The organism is Agromyces aurantiacus (assembly GCF_016907355.1).
Classification (GTDB): Bacteria; Actinomycetota; Actinomycetes; order Actinomycetales; family Microbacteriaceae; genus Agromyces; species Agromyces aurantiacus.
This window is the reverse complement of sequence record NZ_JAFBBW010000001.1, coordinates 3,200,951-3,227,512: the sequence shown is the minus strand read 5'-3', so window position 1 is coordinate 3,227,512 and position 26,562 is coordinate 3,200,951. Positions and strand designations below refer to the sequence as shown.

Annotated in this window: 27 protein-coding genes and 1 tRNA gene; 17 read left to right on the top strand and 11 right to left on the bottom strand. The window is 72.6% G+C overall.

The window, feature by feature from the left end:
* Positions 1-23: 23 nt before the first annotated feature.
* The 5 genes from sigK (at position 24) to JOD46_RS15265 (ending at position 5,335) form a co-directional block, all read left to right on the top strand.
* Positions 24-614, top strand: a complete 591-nt coding sequence (gene sigK / locus JOD46_RS15285; protein WP_204395354.1) for an ECF RNA polymerase sigma factor SigK — start codon at positions 24-26, stop codon at positions 612-614.
* Positions 611-1,546 carry an anti-sigma factor gene (locus JOD46_RS15280; RefSeq protein WP_204395353.1) on the top strand — a complete coding sequence of 312 codons (936 nt, stop codon included), beginning with the start codon at positions 611-613 and terminating at the stop codon, positions 1,544-1,546. The genes sigK and JOD46_RS15280 overlap by 4 nt, the downstream gene beginning before the upstream one ends.
* A gap of 180 nt (positions 1,547-1,726) precedes the next feature.
* On the top strand, positions 1,727-2,776 hold the full coding sequence (locus JOD46_RS15275) for an LLM class F420-dependent oxidoreductase (RefSeq protein ID WP_204395352.1): 1,050 nt from the start codon (positions 1,727-1,729) through the stop codon (positions 2,774-2,776).
* A gap of 326 nt (positions 2,777-3,102) precedes the next feature.
* A complete protein-coding gene (locus tag JOD46_RS15270; RefSeq protein ID WP_204395351.1) occupies positions 3,103-3,585 on the top strand; it encodes an SRPBCC family protein in 483 nt (160 codons plus the stop codon).
* Positions 3,586-3,889: 304 nt separating this feature from the next.
* Positions 3,890-5,335 carry a phytoene desaturase family protein gene (locus JOD46_RS15265; protein WP_204395350.1) on the top strand — a complete coding sequence of 482 codons (1,446 nt, stop codon included), beginning with the start codon at positions 3,890-3,892 and terminating at the stop codon, positions 5,333-5,335.
* Between the two features lie 120 nt (positions 5,336-5,455).
* Here JOD46_RS15265 and JOD46_RS15260 read toward each other — a convergent pair.
* Positions 5,456-5,530 (bottom strand) — tRNA-Lys (locus tag JOD46_RS15260).
* Between the two features lie 3 nt (positions 5,531-5,533).
* On the opposite strand from JOD46_RS15260, the gene JOD46_RS15255 reads away from it, so the two are divergent.
* The 3 genes from JOD46_RS15255 (at position 5,534) to JOD46_RS15245 (ending at position 7,946) form a co-directional block, all read left to right on the top strand.
* Positions 5,534-6,034, top strand: coding sequence for a hypothetical protein (locus JOD46_RS15255; protein ID WP_204395349.1), 501 nt, complete (start codon positions 5,534-5,536; stop codon positions 6,032-6,034).
* A 90-nt stretch (positions 6,035-6,124) separates the two neighbouring features.
* Positions 6,125-6,763 carry a DNA-directed RNA polymerase subunit beta gene (locus tag JOD46_RS15250; protein ID WP_204395348.1) on the top strand — a complete coding sequence of 213 codons (639 nt, stop codon included), beginning with the start codon at positions 6,125-6,127 and terminating at the stop codon, positions 6,761-6,763.
* Between the two features lie 295 nt (positions 6,764-7,058).
* The gene (locus JOD46_RS15245; protein ID WP_204395347.1) at positions 7,059-7,946 is read left to right on the top strand and encodes an aminodeoxychorismate lyase; all 888 of its coding nucleotides are present in this window, start codon (positions 7,059-7,061) and stop codon (positions 7,944-7,946) included.
* Positions 7,947-8,002: 56 nt separating this feature from the next.
* Here JOD46_RS15245 and pstB read toward each other — a convergent pair whose 3' ends face one another.
* The 7 genes from pstB to JOD46_RS15210 form a co-directional block, all read right to left on the bottom strand.
* A complete protein-coding gene (gene pstB / locus JOD46_RS15240) occupies positions 8,003-8,782 on the bottom strand; it encodes a phosphate ABC transporter ATP-binding protein PstB (RefSeq protein ID WP_204395346.1) in 780 nt (259 codons plus the stop codon).
* Positions 8,783-8,809: 27 nt separating this feature from the next.
* Positions 8,810-9,907 (bottom strand): phosphate ABC transporter permease PstA, encoded by a 1,098-nt coding sequence (gene pstA, locus JOD46_RS15235; RefSeq protein ID WP_204395345.1) that lies wholly within the window; start codon positions 9,905-9,907, stop codon positions 8,810-8,812.
* Entirely contained in the window at positions 9,907-10,845 is a 939-nt protein-coding gene (pstC, locus tag JOD46_RS15230) for a phosphate ABC transporter permease subunit PstC (protein ID WP_204395344.1), read from the bottom strand. Before pstC ends, pstA begins: the two co-directional genes overlap by 1 nt.
* 93 nt (positions 10,846-10,938) lie before the next feature.
* Entirely contained in the window at positions 10,939-12,033 is a 1,095-nt protein-coding gene (pstS, locus tag JOD46_RS15225; RefSeq protein ID WP_372432718.1) for a phosphate ABC transporter substrate-binding protein PstS, read from the bottom strand.
* 161 nt (positions 12,034-12,194) lie between these two features.
* The gene (locus JOD46_RS15220; RefSeq protein WP_204395343.1) at positions 12,195-13,139 is read right to left on the bottom strand and encodes an NUDIX hydrolase; all 945 of its coding nucleotides are present in this window, start codon (positions 13,137-13,139) and stop codon (positions 12,195-12,197) included.
* Entirely contained in the window at positions 13,136-15,316 is a 2,181-nt protein-coding gene (locus JOD46_RS15215; protein ID WP_204395342.1) for an RNA degradosome polyphosphate kinase, read from the bottom strand. Before JOD46_RS15215 ends, JOD46_RS15220 begins: the two co-directional genes overlap by 4 nt.
* 45 nt (positions 15,317-15,361) lie before the next feature.
* Positions 15,362-16,051 carry a response regulator transcription factor gene (locus tag JOD46_RS15210; protein WP_204396729.1) on the bottom strand — a complete coding sequence of 230 codons (690 nt, stop codon included), beginning with the start codon at positions 16,049-16,051 and terminating at the stop codon, positions 15,362-15,364.
* Positions 16,052-16,093: 42 nt separating this feature from the next.
* Here JOD46_RS15210 and JOD46_RS15205 point away from each other — a divergent pair, with 42 nt between their 5' ends.
* From JOD46_RS15205 to JOD46_RS15190, 4 genes are all read left to right on the top strand, one after another.
* Positions 16,094-16,462, top strand: a complete 369-nt coding sequence (locus JOD46_RS15205; protein WP_204395341.1) for a hypothetical protein — start codon at positions 16,094-16,096, stop codon at positions 16,460-16,462.
* A gap of 140 nt (positions 16,463-16,602) precedes the next feature.
* Positions 16,603-17,211 (top strand): nitrobindin family protein, encoded by a 609-nt coding sequence (locus tag JOD46_RS15200; RefSeq protein ID WP_204395340.1) that lies wholly within the window; start codon positions 16,603-16,605, stop codon positions 17,209-17,211.
* Positions 17,211-18,356 carry a CAF17-like 4Fe-4S cluster assembly/insertion protein YgfZ gene (gene ygfZ, locus JOD46_RS15195; protein WP_204395339.1) on the top strand — a complete coding sequence of 382 codons (1,146 nt, stop codon included), beginning with the start codon at positions 17,211-17,213 and terminating at the stop codon, positions 18,354-18,356. The genes JOD46_RS15200 and ygfZ overlap by 1 nt, the downstream gene beginning before the upstream one ends.
* Complete coding sequence (locus JOD46_RS15190) at positions 18,353-19,432, top strand: FUSC family protein (RefSeq protein ID WP_204395338.1); 1,080 nt, start codon at positions 18,353-18,355, stop codon at positions 19,430-19,432. The genes ygfZ and JOD46_RS15190 overlap by 4 nt, the downstream gene beginning before the upstream one ends.
* Before the next feature lie 16 nt (positions 19,433-19,448).
* Here the strand turns inward: JOD46_RS15190 and JOD46_RS15185 are convergent, their stop codons facing one another.
* Positions 19,449-20,258: a class I SAM-dependent methyltransferase gene (locus tag JOD46_RS15185; RefSeq protein WP_204395337.1), complete on the bottom strand. Its 810-nt coding sequence runs from the start codon at positions 20,256-20,258 to the stop codon at positions 19,449-19,451.
* Between the two features lie 129 nt (positions 20,259-20,387).
* Between JOD46_RS15185 and JOD46_RS15180 the strand changes: the two genes are divergently transcribed.
* A complete protein-coding gene (locus tag JOD46_RS15180; protein WP_204395336.1) occupies positions 20,388-21,134 on the top strand; it encodes a phosphoglyceromutase in 747 nt (248 codons plus the stop codon).
* A 125-nt stretch (positions 21,135-21,259) separates the two neighbouring features.
* On the opposite strand, the gene phoU is transcribed toward JOD46_RS15180, so the two are convergent.
* Positions 21,260-21,913, bottom strand: coding sequence for a phosphate signaling complex protein PhoU (gene phoU / locus JOD46_RS15175; RefSeq protein WP_204395335.1), 654 nt, complete (start codon positions 21,911-21,913; stop codon positions 21,260-21,262).
* Positions 21,914-22,102: 189 nt separating this feature from the next.
* Here phoU and JOD46_RS15170 point away from each other — a divergent pair, with 189 nt between their 5' ends.
* Positions 22,103-23,407 (top strand): sensor histidine kinase, encoded by a 1,305-nt coding sequence (locus tag JOD46_RS15170; protein ID WP_204395334.1) that lies wholly within the window; start codon positions 22,103-22,105, stop codon positions 23,405-23,407.
* The gene (locus tag JOD46_RS15165; protein WP_204395333.1) at positions 23,404-24,084 is read left to right on the top strand and encodes a response regulator; all 681 of its coding nucleotides are present in this window, start codon (positions 23,404-23,406) and stop codon (positions 24,082-24,084) included. Before JOD46_RS15170 ends, JOD46_RS15165 begins: the two co-directional genes overlap by 4 nt.
* 110 nt (positions 24,085-24,194) lie before the next feature.
* Here the strand turns inward: JOD46_RS15165 and JOD46_RS15160 are convergent, their stop codons facing one another.
* Positions 24,195-24,656, bottom strand: a complete 462-nt coding sequence (locus JOD46_RS15160) for a DNA modification methylase (protein ID WP_204395332.1) — start codon at positions 24,654-24,656, stop codon at positions 24,195-24,197.
* Positions 24,657-24,816: 160 nt separating this feature from the next.
* Here JOD46_RS15160 and JOD46_RS15155 point away from each other — a divergent pair, with 160 nt between their 5' ends.
* The gene (locus JOD46_RS15155) at positions 24,817-25,299 is read left to right on the top strand and encodes a CarD family transcriptional regulator (protein ID WP_204395331.1); all 483 of its coding nucleotides are present in this window, start codon (positions 24,817-24,819) and stop codon (positions 25,297-25,299) included.
* A gap of 21 nt (positions 25,300-25,320) precedes the next feature.
* On the top strand, positions 25,321-26,550 hold the full coding sequence (gene ispD, locus JOD46_RS15150) for a 2-C-methyl-D-erythritol 4-phosphate cytidylyltransferase (protein WP_204395330.1): 1,230 nt from the start codon (positions 25,321-25,323) through the stop codon (positions 26,548-26,550).
* Positions 26,551-26,562 lie beyond the last annotated feature (12 nt).

Sequence of the window (26,562 nt, the reverse complement as noted above, 5' to 3'; positions counted from 1 at the left end):
AGCGCCGCGCGTCGTCGTCTGCCATGCTGGGACGCGTGGATGACGCGATCTCCGAGCCCGCGGCATCCGAGGCGACCCTCGAGCACCTGCTCGAGGCCACCGGTCGCGGCGACCGCGCCGCGTTCGCGGAGCTGTACGACCGCACCGCCGCGCGCGTCTTCGGGCTCGTGCGCCGACTCGTCGTCGACCCGGCCCAGGCCGAGGAGGTGACGCAGGACGTCTACCTCGAGATCTGGCAGACCGCACCGCGGTTCATGGCCGATCGCGGCGCCGCGCTCTCGTGGATGTTCACGATGGCGCACCGGCGGGCGGTCGACCGAGTGCGTTCGGCGCAGTCCGCGCACGATCGCGACCTGCGCATCGGCGCGCGCGACGTGGAGGTGCCGGTCGACACGGTCGCCGAATCCGCCGAGGTGCGCATCGAGCACGAGCGCGCGCACGAGGCGCTGGCCGGCCTCAGCGAGCAGCAGCGCGAGTGCGTCGCGCTCGCGTACTACGGCGGGCTGACGCAGGCCGAGATCGCGGAGCGGCTCGGCGTGCCGCTCGGCACCGTGAAGACCCGATTGCGCGACGGCATGATCCGCCTGCGCCGACTCCTGGGGGTGACCGCATGACCGGACCCGACCTCCCCGGTCGCCCGGGCCCCGTCGACCCCGACGACCTGCTCGCCGCCTACGCGCTCGATGCGGTGACCGACGAGGAGCGCGCGCTCGTCGAACGCCGGCTCGCCGAGTCGGCCGACGCGCGCGCCGAGGTCGAGGCGTACCGCGCGGCCGCGGGCCTGCTCGCCGATGCGGCGCCTCCCGTCGCCCCGCCGCCGTCGCTGAAGGCCGCGGTGTTCGCGCGGCTCGACGACGCGCCGCAGGCCGGGGCGGCCGGGATGGCGGAGGCGGCGGAGCCCGAGGCGCCGGCGCAGCCGGCCGAGGCGGGAGGGCCGGCCGTCCCGACCGCGCCGGCCGAGGATCCCTTCGATGCGCTCGGCCTCGCCGGTGGGGAACCGGCCGACCGGATCGGCCCGGCGGCGCCGGTCGTCCCCGGCGACGCGGCCCGGCCCGGCGAGCGTGTCGGCCCGGTCGAACACGCGGCCCGTCGCCGCTGGTTCCAGCGCCCGCTGGCCATCGCCGCCTCCGTGGCCGCGGTGGCGGTGCTCGTCACGGGCGCCGTCGTGGGCCTCAACTGGGTCGGCCCGGCCGGCTGGGGCGCCCAGCGCGAGGTGCAGGCGATCGCGAGCGCGCCCGATGCGCAGACGGCGACGTCGCCCGCCGAGGGCGGCGGCGAGATCACGCTCGTCTGGTCCGAGGAGCTCGGCCGCTCGGCCGTGCGCGCACAGGACCTGCCCGACGTCGGCGACGACCAGACGTACGAGCTCTGGTACATCGACGCCGACGGCGCGATGCCCGCCGGCACCTTCGATCCGTCGCGCGGCGCCGCGTACGTCGTGCTCGACGGCGAGTTCGAGCCGGGCCTGCTCGTCGGGGTGACGGTGGAGCCCGCCGGCGGATCCGAGGAACCCACGACCGTCCCGATCGTCGCGTTCGAGACCTGAGACCCGGATGCCGCGGCGCCTCCCGGGGGATCGGGCGCGTCGCGGCATCCGTCCCCGGCCAGCGCCCCGGCGGATGCGAGTCCGTACGCGCCGTGCGGTCCGCTCATCGTCGGCTAGGGTCGTGATGGCCGCGCCGCGCGCCGGCCGACCCGACCACCCCACGACGACGAGGAGTGCTGCATGCGCGTCGGCATGTTCCTGAACTACGCCGGAGGCTTCCGCGAGGTCGCCGACGAGGTCGCCGAGCTCGAGGCCGCCGGCGTCGACCTCGTCGCGGTCCCCGAGGCGTACTCGTTCGACGCGGTCAGCCAGCTCGGGTTCCTCGCGGCCCGCACGTCGCGGATGACGCTCATGAGCGGCATCCTGCAGCTCTATACGCGCACGCCCACGCTCACGGCGATGACCGCCGCGGGCCTCGACTACGTCTCCGACGGGCGCTTCGAGCTCGGCATCGGGGCGTCGGGCCCCCAGGTGATCGAGGGGTTCCACGGCGTGAAGTACGACGCGCCGCTCGGCCGCACGCGCGAGATCATCGACGTGTGCCGCATGACGTGGCGCCGCGAGCCCGTCGTCCACCAGGGCCGCCACTACCGCATCCCGCTGCCCGAGGGCGAGGGCACGGGCCTCGGCAAGCCGCTGAAGCTCATCAACCACCCCGTGCGCGAGCGCATCCCGATCACGGTCGCGTCGCTCGGCGCGAAGTCGGTCGAGCAGACCGCCGAGATCGCCGACGGCTGGCTGCCGATGTTCTTCCACCCCGAGCGGGCGCGCGACGTCTGGGGGGCGTCGCTCGACGCGGGCCTCGCCCGGCGCGCTCCCGAGCTCGGCGACCTCGACGTCTTCGCGAGCCCGGCGTTGGCCATCACCGATCGAGCGGATGCCGCGGCCGCCGCGATCGCGGCCGTGAAGCCCAACCTGGCGCTCTACATCGGCGGCATGGGCGCACGCGGCAAGAACTTCTACAACGACCTCGTCGCCAGCTACGGCTACGCCGAGGATGCCGCGACGATCCAGGACCTGTACCTGGCGGGCCGGCGCGACGAGGCGATCGCGGCGGTGCCGGACGAGCTCGTGCGCGCCGTGTCGCTGATCGGCTCGGCGTCCGAGGTGGGCGAGCGCATCGCGGCGTTCGCGGCGGCGGGCGTGACGACGCTGACGGTCACGCCGCTCGCACGGAGCTCGGCGGAGCGGGTCGCCCTCATGGGCGGCCTCCGGCGGCTCGTGGGCTGACCGGCACGCCGCAGGAATCCGCGGTCCGTCGCGGCAGGCGGGTCCTGAGTTCGTTCCACGATCGCCACCGCGTCCATCCCCTGTTCGAGGGTGTAGGTGCGCGTGCGATGAGCGCGTACGCTCAGTCCACCGCACGGCAGCGGCGCGGAAGGGGAACCTGGGGAGGAGCCGCCGTGGCGGGGCGACGTGGCCTCGAACGCCCGCGACCCCGCCGGGCGGTGCCCGGGCGGTGACCGGGGTCAACCCCCTCGGCAGTCCCGGCGGGCGACCGTACCATCGGCCGCACGGGATCGGACGACCGAGCCGTTCCCGCCGGGGAGGTCCGGATGTCGCGGAACGTCCGACGGTTCGCATGCCCGCCGGAGGCGGTGTTCGACGTGCTGGCCGACGGGTGGCTCTACCCCGCGTGGGTCGTCGGCGCGAGCCGCATCCGAGGGGTCGGCGCCGACTGGCCGGCTCCGGGCGCGCAACTGCACCACTCGTTCGGCGTGTGGCCGTTCGTCATCGACGACACGACCTCGAGCCGCTCCTGGGCGCCGCCACGACGGGCGTCGTTCCGCGCGCGCGGCTGGCCCATCGGCGAGGCCGACGTCGAGGTCGAGGTGCGTCCCGCAGGTGCTGGGTGCCTCGTCCGCATCACCGAGGAGCCCGCGGAGGGACCCGGCCGGTTCGTGCCGCCGTTCATCCGGGAGCCCATGCTCCGGGTCCGCAACCGTGAGACGCTGGGCCGTCTGGCGCATCTCGCCGAGGGGCGATGGCGTGCTCGGCCGCCGGAGGCGGCATCCGGCAGGGCGGGCGGGGCGACGTGACGCCGCGCGAGGGACCGACGGCTGGTCGGCTCGGCGGCGTCGCGGACGACCTCGACGCCGGCTCCACGCGATTCGGCCGCCGGATGCCCCGGGGCGCGCGGCATGATGGTGGCATGCCTCCCGCCAGCCCGTGGCCGCCGACGCCCGGCCGAGCGCGCAGCGTCTCCGGGCGCGACGCAGTCCGCCGGTCGCCGCGGCTCCGCGTGACCGGCCATCGTCGAGCGGCCGGCGCGCTCGCCGCGGCGGGCATCGTGTGGGCGGCCGTTCGGATCGCAGACCGGGCACGGGGCCGAGGCACGGGCGCATGACGCCCGACGCGGTCGTCGTCGGGTCGGGACCGAACGGGCTCGCGGCCGCGGTCACGCTCGCCCGCGCCGGCCTGTCGGTGCGCGTCTACGAGGCCGCCTCGGAGCCGGGCGGTGGGGCGCGCACGGCGGAGCTCACCCTCCCGGGTTTCCGCCACGACGTCTGCTCCGCGGTGCACCCGATGGCGCTCGCGTCGCCGTTCTTCCGCGCGTTCGGGCTCGAGCGTCGCATCGAGTTGCGCGTGCCCGAGCTGTCCTACGCGCACCCGCTCGACGGCGGCCGGGCCGGCCTCGGATGGCGCGACCTGCACCGCACCGCCGACGAGCTCGGCCGTGACGGACGCGCCTACGCGCGCTTGCTCGCTCCGCTCGTCGCGTACGACGACGAGGTGACCGAGTTCACGGGGTCGACCCTGGTGCGCGCGCCGCGCCATCCGCTCGTGGCCGCGCGATTCGGCCTCGCCGCCCTCGAGCAGGGCTCGCCCGCGTGGAATGCGCGGTTCCGCGACGAGGTCGCGCCGGCGATGCTCACCGGCGTCGCGGCGCACGCCATCCGCCCGATGCCGGGTCTCGCGACGGCTGGGGCCGGACTCGTGCTCACGATGCACGCGCATGCGCGCGGCTGGCCGATCCCGGTCGGCGGCAGCGGCGCCATCGTCGGCGCGCTCGTCGACGACCTGGTCGCCCACGGGGGCGAGGTCGTGACGGATGCCGCGATCGACGACCTCGGGGCGCTGCCGCGCGCCCGCGCCGTCCTGCTCGACGTCACCCCGCGCGCGCTCGCGCGCATCGCCGGCCGCCGCCTCCCCGACCGCTACCGGAGGGCGCTCGGGCGGTTCCGCTACGGCAACGCCGCGGCGAAGGTCGACTTCGCGCTCTCGGGGCCCGTGCCCTGGGCGAGCGCGGCGCTCGCCGAGGCGGGCACGCTGCACCTCGGCGGCACGCGGGACGAGATCGCGGCGGGCGAGCGCGAGGTGGCGCGCGGGCGTCATCCGGCGTCACCCTACGTTCTGGTGTCGCAGCCGTCGATCCTCGACCCCACCCGAGCTCCGGAGGGGCAGCACACGCTCTGGACCTACACGCACGTGCCCGCCGGGTCGACGCTCGACCCGACCGAGGCCGTCACCCGACAGATCGAGCGCTTCGCACCAGGGTTCCGCGACCTCGTCCTCGCCGCGTCGGCGCGCTCGGCAGCTGAGATGCAGGCTGACAACGCCAACTACATCGGCGGCGACATCGCCTCGGGCGCACCCACCATGCTGCAACTCGTGCGCCGGCCCGTCGTCTCGCCGGACCCGTGGCGCACCCCGCTGCGCGGCCTGTACCTCGCATCGGCCTCGACCCCGCCGGGCCCCGGCGTGCACGGCCTGGCCGGATGGCACGCCGCGCGCAGCGCGCTCCGCCACACCTTCGGCGTGACGGTCGAGCCGAACCTGGCCCCGTGAGTCGCGCACGCTCGGCGCGCATCGACGCCGTCGGGATGTCGTCGGCTCCAGCTAGCGTCGTCCCATGGATGATCTCACGGTGCGTCGCTGCGCCATCGGACATGGCTCCTCGGCGAGCGGTGGTGCCCCCGGGGAATTCCGACATCCCGACCCGCTGATTAAAAGTCAGCTGCTCTGCCTCTGAGCTACGGGGGCGATGTGACGCGAACGAAACGTTGCGGCCGCTGCCAGCAGTCTAAGCCCACGTCGGAATACAACCGTCGATCCCGATCGCGAGATGGCCTCCAGCCGTTCTGCCGCGAGTGCAATCGCGAGAACGCCCGTGCGTACTACGCCCGCAATCGCGAGGCGCATGTCCGGCGCATCGTTGCGTCGAAGGGTGAGCGGCGAGCTCGCGCGTTGGAACTCGTCGGTCGTCACCTGATCACCCATCCATGCGTCGATTGCGGCGAGGACGACATCCGGGTGCTCGACTTCGATCATCGAGACAGCGCCGAGAAGGGCGCAGAGGTGATGAAGCTCGCACAGGACGGCCATGCGCTGCAACGAATCGCCGCTGAGGTCGCCAAATGCGATGTCCGTTGTCGCAACTGCCATGCGATCGTCACGTACCAACGAATGGAATCCGACTGGCGGTCGGCGATGCGGCTCCGCGCGATGGCGGAGGCCGCCGCCTTCCTCAGAGCTGGCGTCGGGTGACCACCCGTCGCCGAGCGGGCTTGGCGAGCCGATTCCGCCGAAGGCGGAACATGGGGCCGATGCGGGCGCGCCGAGGTATCGTGGCCCGCGATGACCGCAGACTTCCACCGGCCGACGCGCTTCCCGCCCACGATGTTCGAGGGATACCTCGGCGCCGAGGACCCGGCGCACGTGAGCCGCGTCGCGCACGACACCGCCGCGGCGGTGCTCTCGCGCGTGCGCGCCGACCCCGATCCCGAGGTCGTCGCGCGGCTGGTGTCGTACACCGACGAGCACGGCATCGACGCGATCGCCGAGCTGTGGTCGCAGGCGTCGGCGAAGAGCCTGCCGGGTGCGCTGTGGCGCATCTACCTGTTGCGCACGATGATCCGCCAGGATGCCGCGGGTGTGAGCCTGGCATTCCAGCGCGGCACCGAGGTGTCGCGGACCATCGACCAGGTCGTCGCCGGAGCGCCCACGCCCGCCGGCCCCGCCGAGGTGCGCGAGCTCGCCGACGTGATCCTCCGCGGCGTGTTCTCGGGCGACTTCGCGGCCGCGCTCGAGCGCGCGGCCGCATTCTGCCGGGTCGCCTCGACCGGGTTCGCGAGCCTGGCCGACGACGCGGATGCCGCGGACGCCGCGCACCCCGATCGCCCGGGCCTGCTCACCCGTCGTGCCCTGCGCCTCTCGTCGCTCGCCGAGGAGCTCGCCGCGTGCGCGCGGCTGTGGCGGCACGAGAGCCTCGACTGAGGCCACCTGACCGGGGCGCGTCGCCGCACGCCGCCCTGCGACATCCGCTCCCCGACACGCCCGGAGGCCCCGGGCGTCTGGGCATCCCGTCCGAATGGCGGCCCGTGGAATAGGCGACCCCGGCGCCTCGTTTACACTGGTCGTGGCCGGTCGCAGTAACCCCGGGCTCCAATATTCGCCGCTTCGAGCGGCCTCGCGCCGAGAGGCGTTCTGCGGCCGGCCATTTCCCTGCCCGCGACCCGCCGGCATCGATTCCGGCATGCCGCCGAACGGCTCGGAGTCGTAGCATCAGAGGGTGCCGGACACCGTCTCGTTCCTCGTCGATCCGCTTCCCGTGGGTGCGACGCCCGAGTTCCTCGAGGCGTCGTTCCGAGAGATCGAGCCGGGGTCCGGGGCCCTCGCGGTCAACGACCTCGCGCCGCACCGCGGCGACGGCGTGTTCGAGACGCTCGCGATCGTCGACGGGCACGTGCAGGAGGTCGAGCCGCACCTCGCGCGCCTCGCGAACTCGGCGCAGCTGTGCGAGCTGCCCGAGCCGAACCTCGACCAGTGGCGGCTCGTCATCACGCGAGCGGCCGAGCGCGTGCCCGGCCAGGGCGAGTTCGCGCTCAAGCTCGCGCTCAGCCGCGGCATCGACCCGGGCACCACGCCCACGGGCTGGGTGCACGTCACGCCGGGTGCCGATTTCCGCGCCGCCCGCGAGGAGGGCATCCGCGTCGTCACGCTCGATCGCGGTGTCGCTCGCGGCGCGGGGGAGCGGGCGCCGTGGCTGCTGCTCGGCGCGAAGACCCTGAGCTACGCCGCCAACATGGCGGCGATCCGCGAGGCGAAGCGCCGCGGCGCCGACGACGCCGTGTTCACCTCGTCCGACGGGTACGTGCTCGAGGGGCCGACCTCGAGCGTGATCGCACGCTTCGGCGACGACTGGGTGACGCCGCCGCCCGCGGCCGGCATCCTGCACGGCACGACCCAGCGCAGCATCTTCGCGCACCTGCACGCGCAGGGACGCACGGTCGAGTATCGCGACCTGACGGTCGACGACCTTCGGCGGGCGGATGCCGCGTGGCTCGTCTCGAGCGTGCGGATGGCGGCGCCGATCGTCGAGCTCGACGGCGCGCCGATGCCCGTCGATCACGCCGCGACGGCGCAGCTGAACGCCTACCTGCTGGGCCCGCGCGACTGAGACGCCGACGGCCCGGCCCCGCAGGGGGACCGGGCCGTGCGCGGCGTGCGCGCCGATCAGCCGAAGCGGCCCGAGACGTAGTCCTCGGTGGCCTTGACCGACGGGTTCGAGAAGATCGTCGTGGTGTCGTCGTACTCGATGAGCTTGCCGGGCTTGCCGGTGCCCGCGATGTTGAAGAACGCGGTCTTGTCGGAGACCCGCGAGGCCTGCTGCATGTTGTGGGTCACGATCACGATCGTGTACTCCTGCTTGAGCTCCTCGATGAGGTCCTCGATCGCGAGGGTCGAGATCGGGTCGAGCGCCGAGCACGGCTCGTCCATGAGGATGACCTCGGGCGAGACCGCGATGGCGCGCGCGATGCAGAGGCGCTGCTGCTGGCCGCCCGACAGGCCCGAGCCGGGCCGGTCGAGGCGGTCCTTGACCTCGTTCCACAGGTTCGCGCCCTGCAGCGACTTCTCGACCAGCTCGTCGGCGTCGGACTTCGACATGCGGCGGTTGTTGAGCCTGACGCCGGCGAGCACGTTCTCCCGGATCGACATCGTCGGGAACGGGTTCGGGCGCTGGAACACCATCCCGACCTGACGACGCACGAGCACCGGGTCGACCTGCGGGTCGTACAGGTTGTTGCCGTCGATCAGCACCTCGCCCTCGACGCGGGCGCCGGGGATCACCTCGTGCATGCGGTTGAGCGTCCGGAGGAACGTGGACTTGCCGCAGCCGGACGGGCCGATGAACGCGGTCACGCTGCGCGGCTCGATCTCGAGCGACACGCCCTCGACCGCGAGGAACTTGGAGTAGTAGACGTTGAGGTCTCGGACCTCGATGCGCTTGGACACGGTTTTCCTTACTGCGTGAACGCGGGGTCAGCGACCGTACTTGGGGGCGAAGAACCGCGCGACGAGGCGGGCGATGAGGTTCAGCGCCATGACGATGAGGATGAGGGTGAGCGCGGCCGCCCAGGCGCGGTCGAGGTAGGCCTCGGGCGGGTTGCCCTGGTTGGCGTACTGCGTGTAGACGAACACGGGCAGCGACTGCATGCGCCCGTCGAACAGGTTGTAGTTCATGCTCTGCGTGAAGCCCGCCGCGATCAGCAGCGGTGCGGTCTCGCCGATCACGCGCGCGATCGAGAGCATGATGCCGGTCGTGATGCCGGCGATGGAGGTGGGCAGCACGACCTTGACGATCGTGAGCCACTTCGGCACGCCCAGCGCGTAGGCCGCCTCGCGGAGCTCGTTCGGCACGAGCCGGAGCATCTCCTCGCTGGACCGCACGACGACCGGGATCATGAGCACGGCGAGTGCGACCGCGCCAGCGATGCCGGTGCGCGTACCGGGCCCCCAGAAGATCGCGAAGAGCGCGTAGGCGAAGAGACCGGCCACGATCGAGGGGATGCCGGTCATCACGTCGACGAGGAAGGTGATGCCCCGGGCCAGGCGTCCGCGGCCGTACTCGACGAGGTAGATCGAGGTCATCAGGCCGATGGGGATCGAGATGAGCGCGGCGGTGCCGGTCATCAGCAGGGTCCCGACGATGGCGTGCAGTGCGCCGCCGCCCTCGCCGGTCACGTTGCGCATCGAGTAGCTGAAGAACTCGGCGTCGAACCTCGCGAGGCCGAACGAGACGACGGTGATCGAGAGCGACACCAGCGGGATCATCGCCAGCAGGAACGCCCCGGTGACGAGCGCGGTGACGAAGCGGTCCGTGGCCTTGCGCGGTCCCTCGACGATGCGCGAGAGCAGCGTGATGGTGATCACGTAGACGAGGGCGGCCACGACGAGCATGCCGACCCAGTTGAACTCGGCGCCGGCGAACGCGAGCACGCCGAAGAGGCCGGCGGAGACGAGCAGGCTCGCGCCGAGCACCATCCACGGCGCGCCGTTGGGCAGCTTGCCCGCGGTGAGCGAGTTCGTCACCGGCGATGCGGGGGACCGCATCTCGGGCGGAGTGACGGTCGTGGTCATCAGTTCGCTCCCGAGAAGTCGGCACGGCGGGCGACGACCCATCGGGCGATCGCGTTCACCGCGAAGGTGACGATGAAGAGGATGAGCCCGGTCGCGATCAGCACATTGACGTTCAGGCCGTACGCCTCGGGGAAGCTGAGCGCGATGTTCGCGGCGATCGTCGAGGGGTTGACCGAGGTGAGCAGCTGGAACGTGACGGCGCCGGTGGCCGAGAGCACCATGGCGACCGCCATGGTCTCGCCGAGCGCCCGGCCGAGGCCGAGCACCGCCGCGGAGATGATGCCGGGACGGCCGAACGGCAGGACCGCCATCCGGATCATCTCCCAGCGGGTCGCGCCCAGCGCGAGCGCGGCCTCCTCGTGCAGCACCGGGGTCTGCAGGAAGATCTCGCGGCAGATGGCGGTGATGATCGGGATCACCATGACCGCGAGCACCATCGCGGCGGTGAGGATGGTGCGGCCGGTGCCGGACACCGGGCCGGAGAAGAGCGGGAACCAGCCCATGTTCTCGACGAGCCACGAGTACAGCGGCTGCACGGCCGGCGCGAGCACGCCGATGCCCCAGAGGCCGAACACGACGGAGGGCACCGCGGCGAGCAGGTCGACGATGTAGCCGAGCACCGAGGCGAGCCGGCGCGGAGCGTAGTGCGAGATGAACAGCGCGATGCCGATCGAGATCGGCAGGGCGATGAGCAGCGCCAGGGCGGCGGCCCAGACGGTGCCGAAGACCAGCGGGCCGACGTACGACCAGAAGTCCGCCTCGAGCAGCGAGGCGTCCTCGTTCGTCGCGAACAGCGCAGGGATGCTCTGGACGATCAGGAACGTCGCGACGGCCGCGAGCGTGATGAGGATCATCGAGCCGGCGAAGACCGCCGACCTCGAGAAGACGCGGTCGCCGGGGCGCTGCTTCGCCCTGATCGGCGCGGGTGCGGTGGTCATCTGGGGTGATCCTCCGATGTGCGGTGCTGGGGACATGCCCGTGCCCGACCCCGGGGTTCCGTGACGGAACGCTCGGGGTCGGGCACGAACCTACTACTGGATCGAGTCGATCGCAGCGGTGATCTGCTCGCGGAGCGAGTCGGAGATCGGGGCGGAGCCGGCGGCCTCGGCCGCGGCCTCCTGGCCCTCGGCGCTGGCGACGTACGAGAAGTACGACTTCACGAGCTCGACGTTGTCGGACTCGGCGTACTCCTTGCAGCCGATGAGGTAGCTGACGAGCACGACGGGGTAGACGCCCGCCTCGGTGGTGGCGTGGTCGACCTCGATCGCGAGGTCGCCGTCCTCGCGGCCCTCGGCCGCGGGGGAGGCGTCGACGACCGCGGCCGCGGCCTCGGGCGAGTACTCGACGAACTCGTCGCCGACCTTGACCGCCGCGGTGCCGAGGTCACCGGCGCGCGAGGCGTCGGCGTAGCCGATGGTGCCGGTGCCGTTGGTCACCGCGTCGATGACGCCCGAGGTGCCCTGGGCCGCCTCGCCGCCCTCGATCGGCCACACGCCGTCGGGCTCGTAGGTCCACACGTCGGGCGCGGCCGCCGCGAGGTAGTCGGTGAAGTTCTCGGTCGTGCCCGAGTCGTCGGAGCGGTGCACCGGCGTGATCGCCAGGTCGGGCAGCTCGACGCCCTCGTTCGTCGCGGCGATCGCCGGGTCGTTCCACGTGGTGATCGTGCCCGCGAAGATGCCCGCGATCGTGGCGGGGTCGAGGTTCAGCGAGTCGATGCCCTCGAGGTTGAAGACGACGGCGATCGGCGAGATGTAGACCGGGAGCTCGACGATGCTCGTGTCGGGGGCGCACTTGGCGAAGCCGCCCGCGGCGAGCTCCTCGTCGTTGAACGGACGGTCGGAGCCGGCGAAGTCGCTCGCACCCTCGAGGAAGGTGTCGCGACCGGCGCCCGAGCCCGAGGGGTCGTAGTCGATCGTCACGTCGGGGTTCGCGGTCTGGAACGCGGCGATCCACGCCTGCTGTGCGGCGTCCTGCGCGGACGAGCCCGCGCCCACGAGGTTGCCCGAGAGCGTCGACTCCGAGGCGGCGGGCTCGCCCGAGCCGCCCTCGTTCGCGGCGCAGGAGCTGAGCGCGAGGGCCGCGGTCATGGCGATGACGGCGGGGGCGCCGAAACGCTTGAGGTTCACGTGTTTCCCTTCCGGGTTCTGTGTGCAGGGGGCCGGTGCCGACCCGCCTGCGACGCTAACCAGCGTGCGTGACGAGCATCCCCCGCGACGGTGAACGGAAGGTGAACGGGCGTCGACACCCCGACGGCGCCGCGCTGCGCGTCCGCTGGGTGCGGCGCCGGCTACGCGCGCGGCGCGTGCGTCTCGATCGCGATGATGCCCGACGACGGGTTGGAGGCCGAGAGGTGCACGACGCTGAACTCGCCGACCTCGAGCCCCGCGGCATCCGACACGTACGAGCCGAGCGGGGTGCCCGTCGCGAGCGCGATCTCGCGCATGATCTCGGGCAGCACCGGCCCGTGGCTGCACACGACCGCGGTCTTGCCCACCCGCACGCGCTTGCCGATGACGCGGCGCACCTCGTCGTTGCCGGCCTCCCAGGCATCCTGGCTGATGCCGTCGTCGCGCTTGACGGGCAGCCCGGATGCCGCGGCGAACGGTGCGACGGTCGTGACGCATCGCACGGCCGGGCTGGACACGAGCTTCTTCGGCGCCCACGCGCCGAGCATGCCGACGAGCGCCGCGGCCTGCTTCACGCCGCGCTCGACGAGCGGTCGCGAGGCGTCGGTGCCCTTCCAGGCGCCGCGGGCCTGCGCCTTGCCGTGCCGGAGCACGATGATCCCGAACGTGCCGGTGATCTCCTGCTCGACGAGCGCGGCGAAGTTGTCGAGGATCTCGCGGTCGGGCTCGTAGCTGAGGTACCCGCGGGCGCGCTTGATCGTGACCCATTCGAGCGCGGCGATCTCCGCGTTGGGCCGGAACGTCGAGCGCTGGACCGCCTTGTCGCTGACATGCGCGGCCCAGTAGTGCACGATCTTCTCGCGCCCGCTCGGCATCGCGTACCGGGAGACGCCGAGCGGCACGCCGAGCGCGACGCGCAGGCCGGTCTCCTCGCCGATCTCGCGCACGGCCGTCTCGGGCAGGGTCTCGCCGGGATCGACCTTGCCCTTGGGGATCGTGACGTCGCCGTACACCGTGCGGTGGACGAGCAGCACGTGCACGCGCCCGTCGATGACGCGCCAGCACACCGCGCCGGCCGCGTAGACGGCGGTGACGACCTGGCTCATCGGCGCTTGGCCGTTCGCGTGCTGCGGTGGGCCGTGCGATGGATCCGCAGCTGCTGCAGGTCGTCGAGCGGGCGCCCCGCGTCATCCGTCGAGTTCCTGGTCCACTCGCCATCGGCGTCGAGGTGCCACGAGCTGGTGCGGTCGTTCATCGCCTCGTCGAACAGGATGCCGATCTCGGCGATGTGATCGGGGTCGGCGAGCCGGACCAGGGCCTCGACGCGGCGGTCGAGGTTGCGGTGCATCATGTCGGCCGAGCCGATGTACACCACGGGGTCGCCCTGGTTGTGGAAGGTGAAGATCCGCGAGTGCTCGAGGTAGCGGCCGAGGATCGAGCGGACGCGGATGTTCTCGCTGAGCCCGGGGATGCCCGGGCGCAGGCTGCAGATGCCGCGAACCCAGACCTCGACCGGCACCCCGGCGTTCGACGCCCGGTAGAGCCCGTCGATGATGGCCTCGTCGACCATCGAGTTGACCTTGATCCGGATGCCGCTGGGCCGGCCGGCCTCGGCGTTGCGGGTCTCCTGCGCGATGAGCTTGAGCAGGCCCTTGCGCAGGTGCAGCGGCGCGACGAGCAGGCGCTTGAACTTCTTCTCGATCGCGTAGCCGGACAGCTCGTTGAACAGCCGGGTGAGGTCCTTGCCGACCTGGTCGTCGGCGGTGAGGAGCCCCAGGTCCTCGTAGATGCGGCTCGTCTTGGGGTTGTAGTTGCCCGTGCCGATGTGGCTGTAGTGGCGCAGCCCGCCCTTCTCCTGGCGGATCACGAGGGCGAGCTTGCAGTGCGTCTTCAGGCCGACGAGCCCGTAGACCACGTGCACGCCGGCCTTCTCGAGCTTGCGCGCCCAGGTGATGTTCGCGGCCTCGTCGAACCGGGCCTTGATCTCGACGAGAGCGAGCACCTGCTTGCCCGACTCGGCCGCGTCGATCAGGGCCTCGACGATGGGGCTGTCGCCCGAGGTGCGGTACAGGGTCTGCTTGATGGCGAGCACGTCGGGGTCGGCAGCGGCCTGCTCGAGGAAGGCCTGCACGCTCGTCGCGAAGGACTCGTAGGGGTGGTGCAGCAGCACGTCCTTGCGCGAGATCGCGGCGAACACGTCGGCCTGCCGGTTGGGCTCGGAGGGCATCAGCTGGGCGTTCGTCGCCGGCACGTGCGTGGGGTAGTGCAGGTCGGGCCGGTCGATCCGGGCGAGGTCGAAGAGGCCGCCGAGGTCGAGCGGCGCGGGCAGGCGGTACACCTCCTGCTCGGTGACGTCGAGCTCGCGCACGAGCAGCCCGAGGGTGACGTCGTCCATGTCGTCGGAGATCTCGAGCCGGATGGGCGGCCCGAACCGCCGACGCAGCAGCTCCTTCTCGAGGGCCTTGATGAGGTTCTCGGTCTCGTCCTCCTCGATCTCGACATCCTCGTTGCGCGTGACGCGGAACACATGGTGGTCGAGGATCTCCATGCCGGGGAAGAGGTCGCCGAGGTGGTTGGCGATGAGCTCCTCGAGCGCGATGTACCGGGCGTCCTCGACCGACTCCGACGGGTCGACGCGCACGAAGCGGTGCAGCATCTGCGGCACCTTGACGCGCGCGAACTCCTGCCGGCCGGTGCGGCTGTTGCGCACCCGCACCGAGAGGTTGAGCGAGAGGCCCGAGATGTAGGGGAACGGGTGCGCCGGGTCGACCGCGAGCGGCATGAGCACCGGGAAGATCTGCGCGCTGAAGAACTCGTGCAGGTGCTCGCGTTCGGCGTCGTCGAGGTCGTCCCACGAGATGACGTGGATGCCCGACTCCGCGAGTGCGGGCTTCACGAGCTCCTGGTAGGCGGCGGCGTGGCGCAGCTGCAGTTCGTGCGCCTTGCGGGAGATGTCGGCGAGCACCTCGTGGGGGGTGCGGCCGACGTTGGTCGGCATCGCGAGGCCGGTGTTGATCCGGCGCTTCAGCCCCGCGACGCGCACCATGAAGAACTCGTCGAGGTTGGACGCGAAGATCGCGAGGAAGTTCGCGCGCTCGAGCACGGGCAGCCGCGGATCCTCCGCGAGCTCGAGCACGCGCTGGTTGAACGCGAGCCAGCTGAGCTCGCGGTCGAGGTAGCGCTCGGCGAGCAGTTCGGGCGCACCGTCGATGTCGAGCGGCTCGAAGTCGTCGTCGAAGTCGCTCGCGGTGCGGTCGTCGTCGAGGGTGCTCTCCGCGGTCATCCCCACATCATGCCACCGGGCTGCGACGCGGGGGTGACGCGCAGGTCACCGGGCCGTGACGTCGACGTCGCGGTCGTCCTCCTCGTGGACGTTGAAGCGGTACCCCACGTTGCGGACCGTGCCGATCAGGCTGTCGAGGTCGCCGAGCTTGGCGCGCAGGCGCCGGACGTGCACGTCGACCGTGCGGGTGCCGCCGAAGTAGTCGTAGCCCCACACCTCGCTGAGCAGCTGCTCACGGGTGAACACGCGCGACGGGTGGGCCGCGAGGAAGCGCAGCAGCTCGAACTCCTTGTAGGTGAGGTCGAGCGGGCGGCCGTGCACCTTCGCGGAGTAGCTGGCCTCGTCGATGACGACGCCGGAGGTCTGGATCCGCTCGGCCGGCTGGGTCGCCTGCGCGCGGCCGATCGCGAGCCGGATGCGCGCGTCGATCTCGGCCGGCCCGGCGGCCTCGAGCACGACGTCGTCGATGCCCCAGTCGGGCGTGACCGCGGTCAGGCCGCCCTCGGTGACCACGAGCAGGAGCGGCACGGAGAGACCGGTGGTGCGGAGGATCTGCGCGAGCGCCTTGGCGCCGGCGAGGTTGGTGCGCGCGTCGAGGAACACGAGGTCGGCGTCGGGCGCGCGCACGAGCTGGTCGGGTGACGCGGGGATCACGCGCACTCGATGCGTCAGGAGCGACAGGGCCGGGAGAACGTCGTCGTTGGCTGCCGGAGTGAGGATCAGCAGCTGCGCCACGAGCACCCTCCAGTAGTAAGGTGCGGTCAATACTACGGGACGATGAACGGCGTGCTACGGCGGGCGGTCGGCGGCGAAGGGGAGCAGCGGATGCAGGCGGAGGCGGAGGCGCGCGCGACGGGGTTCGGGCGCTGGGCCATCCCGGTCGTCTGGCTCATCGCGCTCGTCGGTTCCGGGCTGGTCGTGGGGTCCGCGTACGCCGGCCGGCGGGACTGGTTCGGCGACGCCGGGCCGTACGCCGCGCTGTCGGCCCTGGGCATGGTGTTCGCGGCGGCGGTCGTGGGCGCGCTCGCCCTGCAGCTCGCGTCGCGCCGCCCGCACGGATTCCTCGGCCGGGTCAGTGCCTCCGTGACGGGCGCGGCCATCGTGACGGCGGCCGGGGCGCTCGCGCTGCTGCCGGTCGTCGGCTGAGCAGCGGGTAGACTCGGGGCATGTCCTCGCTGCTCGCGCTCGAACTCTTCTTCATCGGCCTGCTCGGTCTTGCGAGCCTCGCGATCGCCTGGATCAGCGGGGTCGTCGTCTTCAAGCTCTTCAAGGGGCAGCGCTAGCCCGTGATCGAACTGCCGGTCGATCTCCCTGCCGAGCTCGTTCCGCTCTCCTGGCTCATCGGGGTCTGGGAGGGGTCCGGCGTGATCGACTACAAGGTCGGCGACGGCTCGGTCACGCACGAGTTCGGCCAGCGCGTGAGCTTCAGCCACGACGGCCTGCCGTACCTGAACTACACGTCCTCCACGTGGCTCTTCCCCGAGTCGGATGACGCGGAGCCCACGCCGCTCGCCGCCGAGACCGGCTACTGGCGGCTCGCGCGCCCGCTCGGGCAGGGCGATCCGGGTCCGGGCCTGCTTCCCGCCGAGGGCATGACCCGCTACCCCGACGCCGAGGCAGTCGAGACCCTGCGCAACGCCGCCGGCGGGTTCGACCTCGAGGTCGGCATCGTGCATCCGGGCGGGGTGAGCGAGCTGTACCTCGGACAGGTCAAGGGCCCGCGCATCGACCTCGTGACCGACGCGGTCATGCGTGCGGCGGGCGCCAAGGAGTACGCCGCCGCGACCCGGCTCTACGGGCTCGTCGAGAACCACCTGCTCTGGGCCTGGGACATCGCCGCCCTCGGCCAGGACCTGCGCACCCACGCGTCGGCGCGACTGGCGAAGGTCGACTGATGACCGGCTCGCCCTTCCTGTCGCTGCCCGGTGCCGTGCCCGGCGAGGGTGCCGACGACGGGGTCGCCGCGCACTACGGCAACCCGATGGTCGAGCAGCGCCGGCTCGAGCTGGGCCGCGCCGTCGTCGACCTCTCGCACCGCGGCGTCGTCACGGTCACGGGACCCGACCGGCTCACCTGGCTGAACTCGATGGCGAGCCAGCGGCTCGACCGGCTCGCCCCCGGCGAGAGCGCGGAGTCGCTGTTCCTCGACGCCGCGGGGCACGTCGAGCACGCGGTCCACGCCGTCGACGACGGCGAGCGCACCTGGCTCGTCGTCGAGGGCGCCGAGGCGCCCGCGCTCGCGTCATGGCTCGACCGCATGCGCTTCATGCTGCGCGTCGAGGTCGCCGACGTGAGCGACCGGTACGCGGTGGTCGGGGCCATGCCCGAGGGTGACGGGTTCCCGCTCCAGCTCCCGGCGGGGGCCATCCGCTGGAGTGATCCCTGGCGGCTCGAGCTGCCGAACGGGCATCGCTACTCGCACGACCCGAACCACCCCGGCGCGTCCTGGCGCTACGTCGAGGCGATCGTGCCGCGCGAGGCGCTCGCCGGGCTCGCCGCGGCCGTGCGCGCGGGGCGTGCCGAGCCCGCGGGCGTGCTCGCGCTGGAGGCACTGCGCATCGCCGCCTGGCGGCCGCGCTTCGCGACCGAGGTCGACGAGAAGACGCTCCCGCACGAGCTCGACTGGCTGCGCAGCGCCGTCGACCTGCACAAGGGCTGCTACCGCGGGCAGGAGACCGTGGCCAAGGTCGTGAACCTCGGCCGTCCGCCGCGCCGACTGGTGCTGCTGCACCTCGACGGCAGCGACACCGTGCTGCCGAAGCCCGGCGACGAGGTCGTCGGCGTCAAGGCGCGGCCCGAACCCGCGCCGGGCGAGGAGCCCGAGCGGCGCGTCGTCGGCCACGTCACGTCGTCGGCGATGCACCACGAGCTCGGGCCGATCGCCCTCGCGGTGGTCAAGCGCGCCGTGCCGCCAGCGCTCGAGCTGATCGTCGAGAGCCACGGCATCGACGTCGCGGCCGCGCAGGTCGAGATCGTCCCCGCCGACGCGGGCGCGGCCGTCGAGGTGCCCCGCCTGCCACGGCTCGGCGTCCGTCCGTGACGACGGCGCCCGGGCCGCCCACGCGGGTCGCCGCGGGCCTCGTCCGGGTGCGCGACTCGCTGCCCGCCATCCTCCAGATCACCGCGACGGCCGTCGCGGCGTACGCGTTCTCGGTCTTCGTCCTCGGCCACCAGCAGCCGCTCATCTCGGCGCTCGTCGCGATCACCGCGCTGGGCTTCGTGCGCGACGCGCGCCCCGTGCGCGTGCTCGAGACCGCCGTCGCGATGACGCTCGGCATCGCGCTCGCCGAGGTGCTGCTGCTTCTGGCCGGCAGCGGACTCGTCCAGTTCGCGGTCGCGCTCGCGCTGACCCTCGCGGTCGCGCGGTTCCTCTCGCCCAACGCCGCGTTCGCCATCGCTGCGGCGGTGCAGTGCTCGCTCGTCATGCTCGTCCCCGCGCCCGACGGCGGTCCGTTCGTCCGCACGGTCGACGGGCTCGTGGGCGGCGCGTTCGCGCTGCTCGCGACCGCGGTGATCCCGCGCGACCCGCGGCGCACGGCGCTCCGCGACGGCCGCCGGCTCCTCGCCGAGCACATCGCGGTGCTGCGGGAACTGTCCTCCGCGCTGCGGGACGGCGAGGCGGATGCCGCCGCGCGCGCGCTCTCGCGGGCCAGGTCGACGCAGCCGCTCGTCGAGGCGTGGACGGCGAGCGTCGACTCGGGCCTCGCGATCGCACGGGTCTCGCCGATCGTGCGCCGGTCGCGCTTCGACCTCGAGCGACAGCGCACCATGCTGTCGGGGCTCGACCTCGCCACGCGCAACCTGCGGATCGTCGCGCGCCGCATCGAGTGGATCCTCCGCGACGGCCGGCCGCGTCCCGAGATCGCCGACGTCGTCGCCCGCATCGTCCCGTTCGTGCAGGTGCTCGACGACTCGATGCGCGACGTCGCGCAGCAGCCCGTCGCCCGGCAGGGGCTCTCCGAGATCGCCCGGCACCTCGAGCCGGCCGCGATCCTGCCCGACGGCCCGCCCGGCGATCGGCGCACGCTCGGCTCGCTCCGGCCGTACCTCGTCGACCTGCTCACCGCGACCGGGCTGCGGCTCGACGACGCCCGCGCGCTCCTGCCGGGCGACTGACCGCGCGTCGGGCGCGTCAGCGCGGCGCGACCGCGGCCCAGTCCAGCGTGAGCTCGCCGAGCCGCCAGCGCTGCATGCCGCCGCGAACCGGCCAGCCCTCGTCGCGCAGCGTGCGCGTCGCCGAGATCCATCGCTGCGACGGGCCGTACACCGACAGCGGCGCGTGCATCCGCCAGGCCCGGTCGAGCGCCCCGAGCAGCTCGTGCACGCGCTCGCCGGGGACGTTGCGATGGATCAGCGCCTTCGGCAGCCGTTCCGCGACGACCGATGGCGCGTCGAGGTCGCGCAGGCGCAGGCTGATCGTGAACGTGCGCGGCGCGCCATCCGACAGGCCCACCCACGACGCGATGCGGCCGAGCTCGTCGCACGTGCCCTCGACGAGGAGGCCCTCCGGTGCGAGCCGGGCGGCCATGCGCGACCACGCGGCCGCGACCTCCGCCTCGTCGTACTGGCGCAGCACGTTGAACGCGCGGATGACGGCCGGCCGCGCGCCGCCGGGCATCGGGACCTCGAACCCGCCCAGGGCGAACGACACCGGCAGGTCGGCGGGGAAGGGCGTGTCGCCCGCGCGCACCTCGGCGAGCTGCGCCGTCGCCGTGCGCACGCGCGCCGGGTCGATCTCGAGGCCGAGCACGCGCACGTCGTGGCGGGCACGGCGCAGCCGGTCGGCGAGCTCGAAGGCGGTCACCCCGCTCGCGCCGTAGCCGAGGTCGACCACGAGCGGATCGGCCGCCCGACGGAACTGCGGCTGGGCGGCGATCCACCGGTCGACGCGACGCAGGCGGTTCGTGTTCGTCGTGCCCCGCGTGATGGATCCGACCGGCATGCCCCCAAGTCTCGCAGGCGGCCGGCGGCCGGCGGCCGGCTCGCGCCATCCGCCCGCCCGCGCATCGCGTCGCGTCACGCGAGGACCGCGCCGCGAGGCGGCCGAGGTCGCGCCGGTAGGCTGGAGCGCATGGTCTACACCCTCGTGCTGCTGCGCCACGGCCAGAGCGACTGGAATGAGAAGAACCTGTTCACCGGCTGGGTCGACGTCCGGCTCAGCGACCTCGGGCGCTCCGAGGCGAAGCGTGCCGGTGAGCTGCTCGTCGAGCAGGGCGTCCTGCCCGACGTGCTCCACACGTCCGTGCTGACCCGTGCGATCCAGACCGCGAACATCGCGCTCGAGGAGGCCGACCGCCTCTGGATCGACGTGAAGCGCTCGTGGCGCCTGAACGAGCGCCACTACGGCGCCCTGCAGGGCCTCGACAAGGCCGAGACCCTCGAGAAGTACGGCGAGGAGCAGTTCATGCTCTGGCGCCGATCGTTCGACACGCCGCCACCGCCCATCGACGACGACGCCGAGTGGTCGCAGGTCGGCGACCCGCGCTATGCCGGGCTCTCCGGCGACGAGATGCCGCGCACCGAGTGCCTGAAGGACGTCATCGCGCGCATGCTGCCGTACTGGCAGTCCGACATCATCCCCGACCTGCAGGCGGGCAGGACCGTGCTGGTGACCGCGCACGGAAACTCGCTGCGCGCGCTCGTGAAGCACCTCGACGGCATCTCCGACGACGACATCGCGGGCCTGAACATCCCCACGGGCATCCCGCTCGTCTACGAGCTCGGCGACGACTTCATGCCGACCAAGCCCGGCGAGTACCTCGACCCCGAGGCGGCGGCGGCCGGCGCGGCCGCGGTCGCGGCGCAGGGCAAGAAGTAGGTCGAACCCCCGACGCGAGCGAAGGGCCGGGCGGATGTCGCATCCGCTCGGCCCTTCGTCATGCCGTGGCTCGGGTTCCGGGACGGGCGCCGGGCGCCCTCCTCGACCCGCTCGGTGATCAGCGCTCAGACGGTCTCGGGCACCCAGTCGCCCGTGGCGAGGTACTGGACCTTCTTCGCGATCGAGACCGCGTGGTCGGCGAAGCGCTCGTGGTAGCGGCTCGCGAGGGTCGCGTCGACCGTGTCGACGGCCCCGCCCTTCCAGGTCTCGCCGAGCACCTTGTCGAACACCGAGAGGTGCAGCGCGTCGACCTTGTCGTCCTCATTGCGGATCTCCTCCGCGAGCTGGACGTCCTCGTTGCGCAGCAGCTCGACGAGCTGCTTCGCGATGTCGACGTCGAGCGCGCCCATCTCGGCGAACGTCGGGCGCAGGCTCTTCGGCACGACCTTGTCGGGGAAGCGGTAGCGCGCGAGCTGCGAGATGTGCGTGGCCATGTCGCCCATGCGCTCGAGCGACGCCGAGATGCGCAGCGCGCTCACGACGATGCGCAGGTCGCGCGCGACCGGCTGCTGGCGCGCGAGGATCGTGATCGCGAGCTCGTCGAGCGCCTGCGTGCGCTGGTCGATGAGGTGGTCGTCGGCGATGACCTCCTCGGCGAGGCTCACGTTCGACTCGTTGAAGGCGCGGGTCGCCTTCTCGATGGCCTCGGCGACGAGCGTCGCGATCTCGACGAGCCCGTCCTGGACCTCGCGCAGTTCCTGCTGGAACACCTCACGCATCTGTTTCCGACCCCTTCGGTCTTCCGCCCCGCGTCGGGCACGCGGGAACCACCGGCGTCAACCGGCTCGCGACATCCTCGCCCTCGAAGGTGAACGGCAGGTGCCGTGCTGTTGAACACTCCCCAACCTACCCCTCTGCGATGCACCTCCCGGCGTCGGGGCGGGGCGCCCCATGGTTAGGGTGGTGCCATGGACACCACCTGGTCGGTGCTGGCCGCGCTGACCTTCGGGCTCCTGCTCGGAGCCGGGTTCACGGTCGTGCTGCACATGGCCGAGCGCCGCGGCCAGAGCGCCGCGCGCGTCGTCGCTCCCACGATCCCCGACGGGGTCGACCAGGTGCTCGACGTGCTCGAGTCGGCGGGCGTGGTCCTCGACCCGTCGAACAACGTGCTCCGCGCGTCACCTGGCGCGCTGGCGATGGGGCTCGTGCGCAACCAGATGCTCGCGCACCACGAGCTCGTCGAGCTCGTCGCGGCCGTGCGCCGCACCGGCGAGCCCATCGCGACCGATCTCGAACTGCCGCGCGGACCGTACAGCGACGCGACCATGCGACTCGCGGTGCGGGTCGCGCGCCTCGGCACGCGGTTCGTGCTGCTCCTGGCCGACGACCGCACCGAGGCGCATCGCCTCGACGAGGTGCGCCGCGACTTCATCGCCAACATCAGCCACGAGCTGAAGACCCCCATCGCCTCGGTGAGCCTGCTCGCCGAGGCCCTCGACCACGCCGCCGACGAGCCCGAGCAGGTGCGCCGCTTCGCCGACCGGCTCTCGGTCGAGTCGACCCGCCTCGCGCACATCACGGGCGAGGTCATCGAGCTGTCCCGGCTGCAGGCGCGCGACGCGCTGCGGCGCGACGAGCTGCTCGATGTCGACCGCATCGTCGCGGCCGCGGTCGACCAGAATCGCGTCGTCGCCGCAGCCAAGGGCGTCGAGGTCGCCGTCCGCGCCAAGTCGGGCGCCGAGGTCTACGGCGACCAGGCGCTGCTCGTCGTGGCCGTGCACAACCTGGTCTCGAACGCCATCGCCTACTCGAGCGAGGGCGGCCGCGTCGGCGTGGGCGTCATCGTCGACGGCGACGCCGTCGAGATCTCGGTCGCCGACCAGGGCATCGGGATCGCGCCCGAGGACCTCGACCGCGTGTTCGAGCGGTTCTACCGGGTCGACCAGGCGAGGTCGCGCAACACCGGCGGCTCGGGGCTCGGCCTCAGCATCGTCAAGCACACCGTCCAGAACCACGGCGGCGACGTGCGCGTGTGGTCGCGCCCCGGGCGCGGGTCGACCTTCACGATCCGCCTGCCGCTGGCCGAGCGGCCCGTCGTGGGGTCGGAGTCCGCCCCCGCGAATGACGCCGCGCGCGTCGCCGACGCCGAGCGCGCCGCCGGGCCGGCCGGGGCGTCGTCCGTCGCCTCCACGCCGGCGCCCGTGCGCCCCGAACCCCCCGCCCGCATCGCCGCCGCGCTGCCGTCGGCACCCGCCCGAGGAGACACCGAGTGACCCGCATCCTGCTCGTCGAGGACGAGATCGCCCTCAGCGACCCGCTGAGCTTCCTGCTCGAACGCGAGGGCTACGAGGTCGAGGTCGCGGCCGACGGGCCGTCGGCGGTCGCGGCGTTCGATCGCGACGGCGCCGACCTCGTGCTCCTCGATCTCATGCTCCCCGGCCTGCCCGGCACCGAGGTGTGCCGTGAGATCCGGCAGCGCTCGTCGGTGCCGATCATCATGCTCACGGCCAAGGACTCCGAGGTCGACATCGTCGTGGGGCTCGAGCTCGGCGCCGACGACTACGTCACCAAGCCGTACTCGACGCGCGAACTGCTCGCGCGGATCCGTGCGGTGCTCCGCCGCCGCATCGAGCCCGACGAGATCGACGAGGGCATCATCACGGGCGGCCGGGTGCGCATGGACGTCGACCGGCACACGGTCGAGGTCGACGGTGAGCCCGTGGCCATGCCGCTGAAGGAATTCGAGCTGCTCGAGCTGCTCATGCGCAACGCCGGACGGGTGCTGACGCGCGGGCAGCTCATCGACCGGGTGTGGGGCAGCGACTACTTCGGCGACACGAAGACGCTCGACGTGCACATCAAGCGGATCCGCTCGAAGATCGAACTGACCCCCTCGGAACCCGTGCAGCTCGTCACGGTCCGTGGTCTGGGCTACCGCTTCGAGGCGTGACGGCCGCGGCCGCCGAGGCGGCCGGGAACGACGAAGCGGATGCCGCACGGCTCGCGCCGCGGCATCCGCTCTCGTGCGTGGGTCGGCGGACGCTCGCCCGCCGAAGACGTCTACGGGACGAGGTCCTCGTATTCGGGCAGGCGCCCGTCGAGCACGGGCACCTGGACCTCGCGCCCCTCGGCGGAGCCCTGCTGGAAGTACATCGCGGCGAGGCCGCCGACCTCGGCGCCCAGGTCCTCGATGAGCAGCGGCTCCTCGTCGCCGGCACCGAGCGAGACCGTCTCGCCCGCGCCGACGTCGACCGTCGCGGTCTCGCCGGACTCGACGACCTCGATCTCGACCGTGGCGCGCTTCTCGCCCGTGTTGGTGAACGACGCCACGAGGTTGCCCTCCTGGCCGTCCTCGCTGACGACGAGCGCGTTGCGCACCTGCACGTCGCCGAGGTCGAGCGAGATGCCGTCGCTCGCGTCGTACTTCTCGGTCGTGGCCTGGTAGGTGATCATGGCGCAGCCGCTTCCGCCGATCGCGATGCCGAGAGCCAGAGCAGCGGATGCCGCGAGACGCGCCTTCACAGGACCTCCAATGACGTGCGTGCGCGCAGGCGCATGGAGCCCGCGCGCATGGGTTCGGGTCGAGTGTAGCCTACGGCGGAGGCCGCTCCCGGGCGCGGAGGCGGAACCCTAGCAGGAACTCGGTGTGATATCCTGAAAGTTGCCGAAAGGACACCGATTCATGCTTTTTGAGGTTGGCGAGACCGTCGTTTATCCGCACCACGGAGCCGCAACGATCGTTGAAGTCAAGAAACGCATCATCAGGGGCGAAGAGAAGCTCTACCTCAAGCTGAACGTCACGCAGGGCGACCTCGTCATCGAGGTGCCCGCCGAGAACGTCGACCTCGTCGGCGTCCGCGACGTCATCGGCAAGGAGGGCCTCGACAAGGTCTTCGAGGTGCTGCGCGCCCCCTTCACCGAGGAGCCGACCAACTGGTCGCGCCGCTACAAGGCGAACCTGGAGAAGCTCGCATCGGGCGACGTCATCAAGGTGTCCGAGGTCGTGCGCGACCTCTGGCGCCGCGACCAGGACCGCGGCCTCTCGGCCGGTGAGAAGCGCATGCTCGCCAAGGCGCGCCAGATCCTCATCTCCGAGCTCGCGCTCGCCGAGAAGACCGACGAGGAGCAGGCCTCGAGCGTGCTCGACGAGGTCCTCGCCTCCTAGTCCGCGCGTTACGCTCGGAGCGTGAACGCGAACGACCCGACCGTCGCCGTCATCGTCGTCGCCGCCGGCAGCGGCACGCGCCTCGGCCATTCCGAGCCGAAGGCGTTCGTGCCGCTCGGCGGCGACACCATCCTCGGCGTCGCGTTGGATGCCGTGCTCGGCATGCGCGAGGTCCCGCACGTGGTCGTCGTCGCGCCCGAGGACCGCGTCGACGAGGTGCGCGCGCGGTTCGCCCGGCGGGTCGCCGCGGCATCCGCCCCCTTCGACGTCGTCGCCGGCGGCCTCACGCGCCAGCAGTCCGTCGCGAACGGCCTCGCCGTGCTCCCGCACCTCATCGAGACCGTGCTCGTGCACGACGCGGCCCGACCCCTCACGCCGTCCGCGGTGTTCGACGAGGTGGCGGCGGCCGTGCGCGGCCGCGGCCACGGCATCGTGCCCGGGCTCGGCGTCGTCGACACCATCAAGCGCGTCGACGCGCACGGACGCGTGCTCGAGACCGTCGACCGGTCCGAGCTCGCCGCCATGCAGACGCCGCAGGGCTTCCCCCGCGAGGTCCTCGATGTCGCCTACACGCGCGCCGAGGGCGAGGCCACCGACGACGCGGCGCTCGTGGCCGCCACCGGCGTGCCGATCGACGTGGTGCCCGGCGACGCCCGGGCGTTCAAGGTGACCGTGCCCGCCGACCTGCACCGCGCCGAGCAGCTCGTCGCCGAGCGGGCCGGGACGGATGCCGCGTCGCGCCGCGCGATCGAGTCCGCCCCGCACGCGATGTCCGTCGCGCCGCGCGTCGGCACCGGCCTCGACGTGCACGCGTTCGCCGACGACCCCGCGACGCCGCTCTGGCTCGCCGGACTCCACTGGCCGGGCGAGCGCGGCCTCTCGGGCCACAGCGACGGCGATGCCGCCGCCCACGCGATCTGCGACGCCCTGCTCGCCGCAGCCGGCCTCGGCGACATCGGCGGCATGTTCGGCACCGACGACCCGCGCTTCTCGGGCGCGCACGGCGAGGTGTTCCTCGCCGAGACCGTGCGCCGCCTCGCCGAGGCGGGATTCCGCGTGGGGAACGTGTCGGTGCAGGTCGTCGGCACGCGCCCGAAGCTCGCGCCGCGTCGGGCCGAGGCCGAGGCGCTGCTCTCGCGGATCCTGGGCGCGCCCGTGAGCGTGGCCGCGACCACGACCGACGGCCTCGGCTTCACCGGCCGCGGCGAGGGCGTCGCCGCGATCGCGACGGCGACGATCCTGCCGGCCTGACCGGGTGCGGCG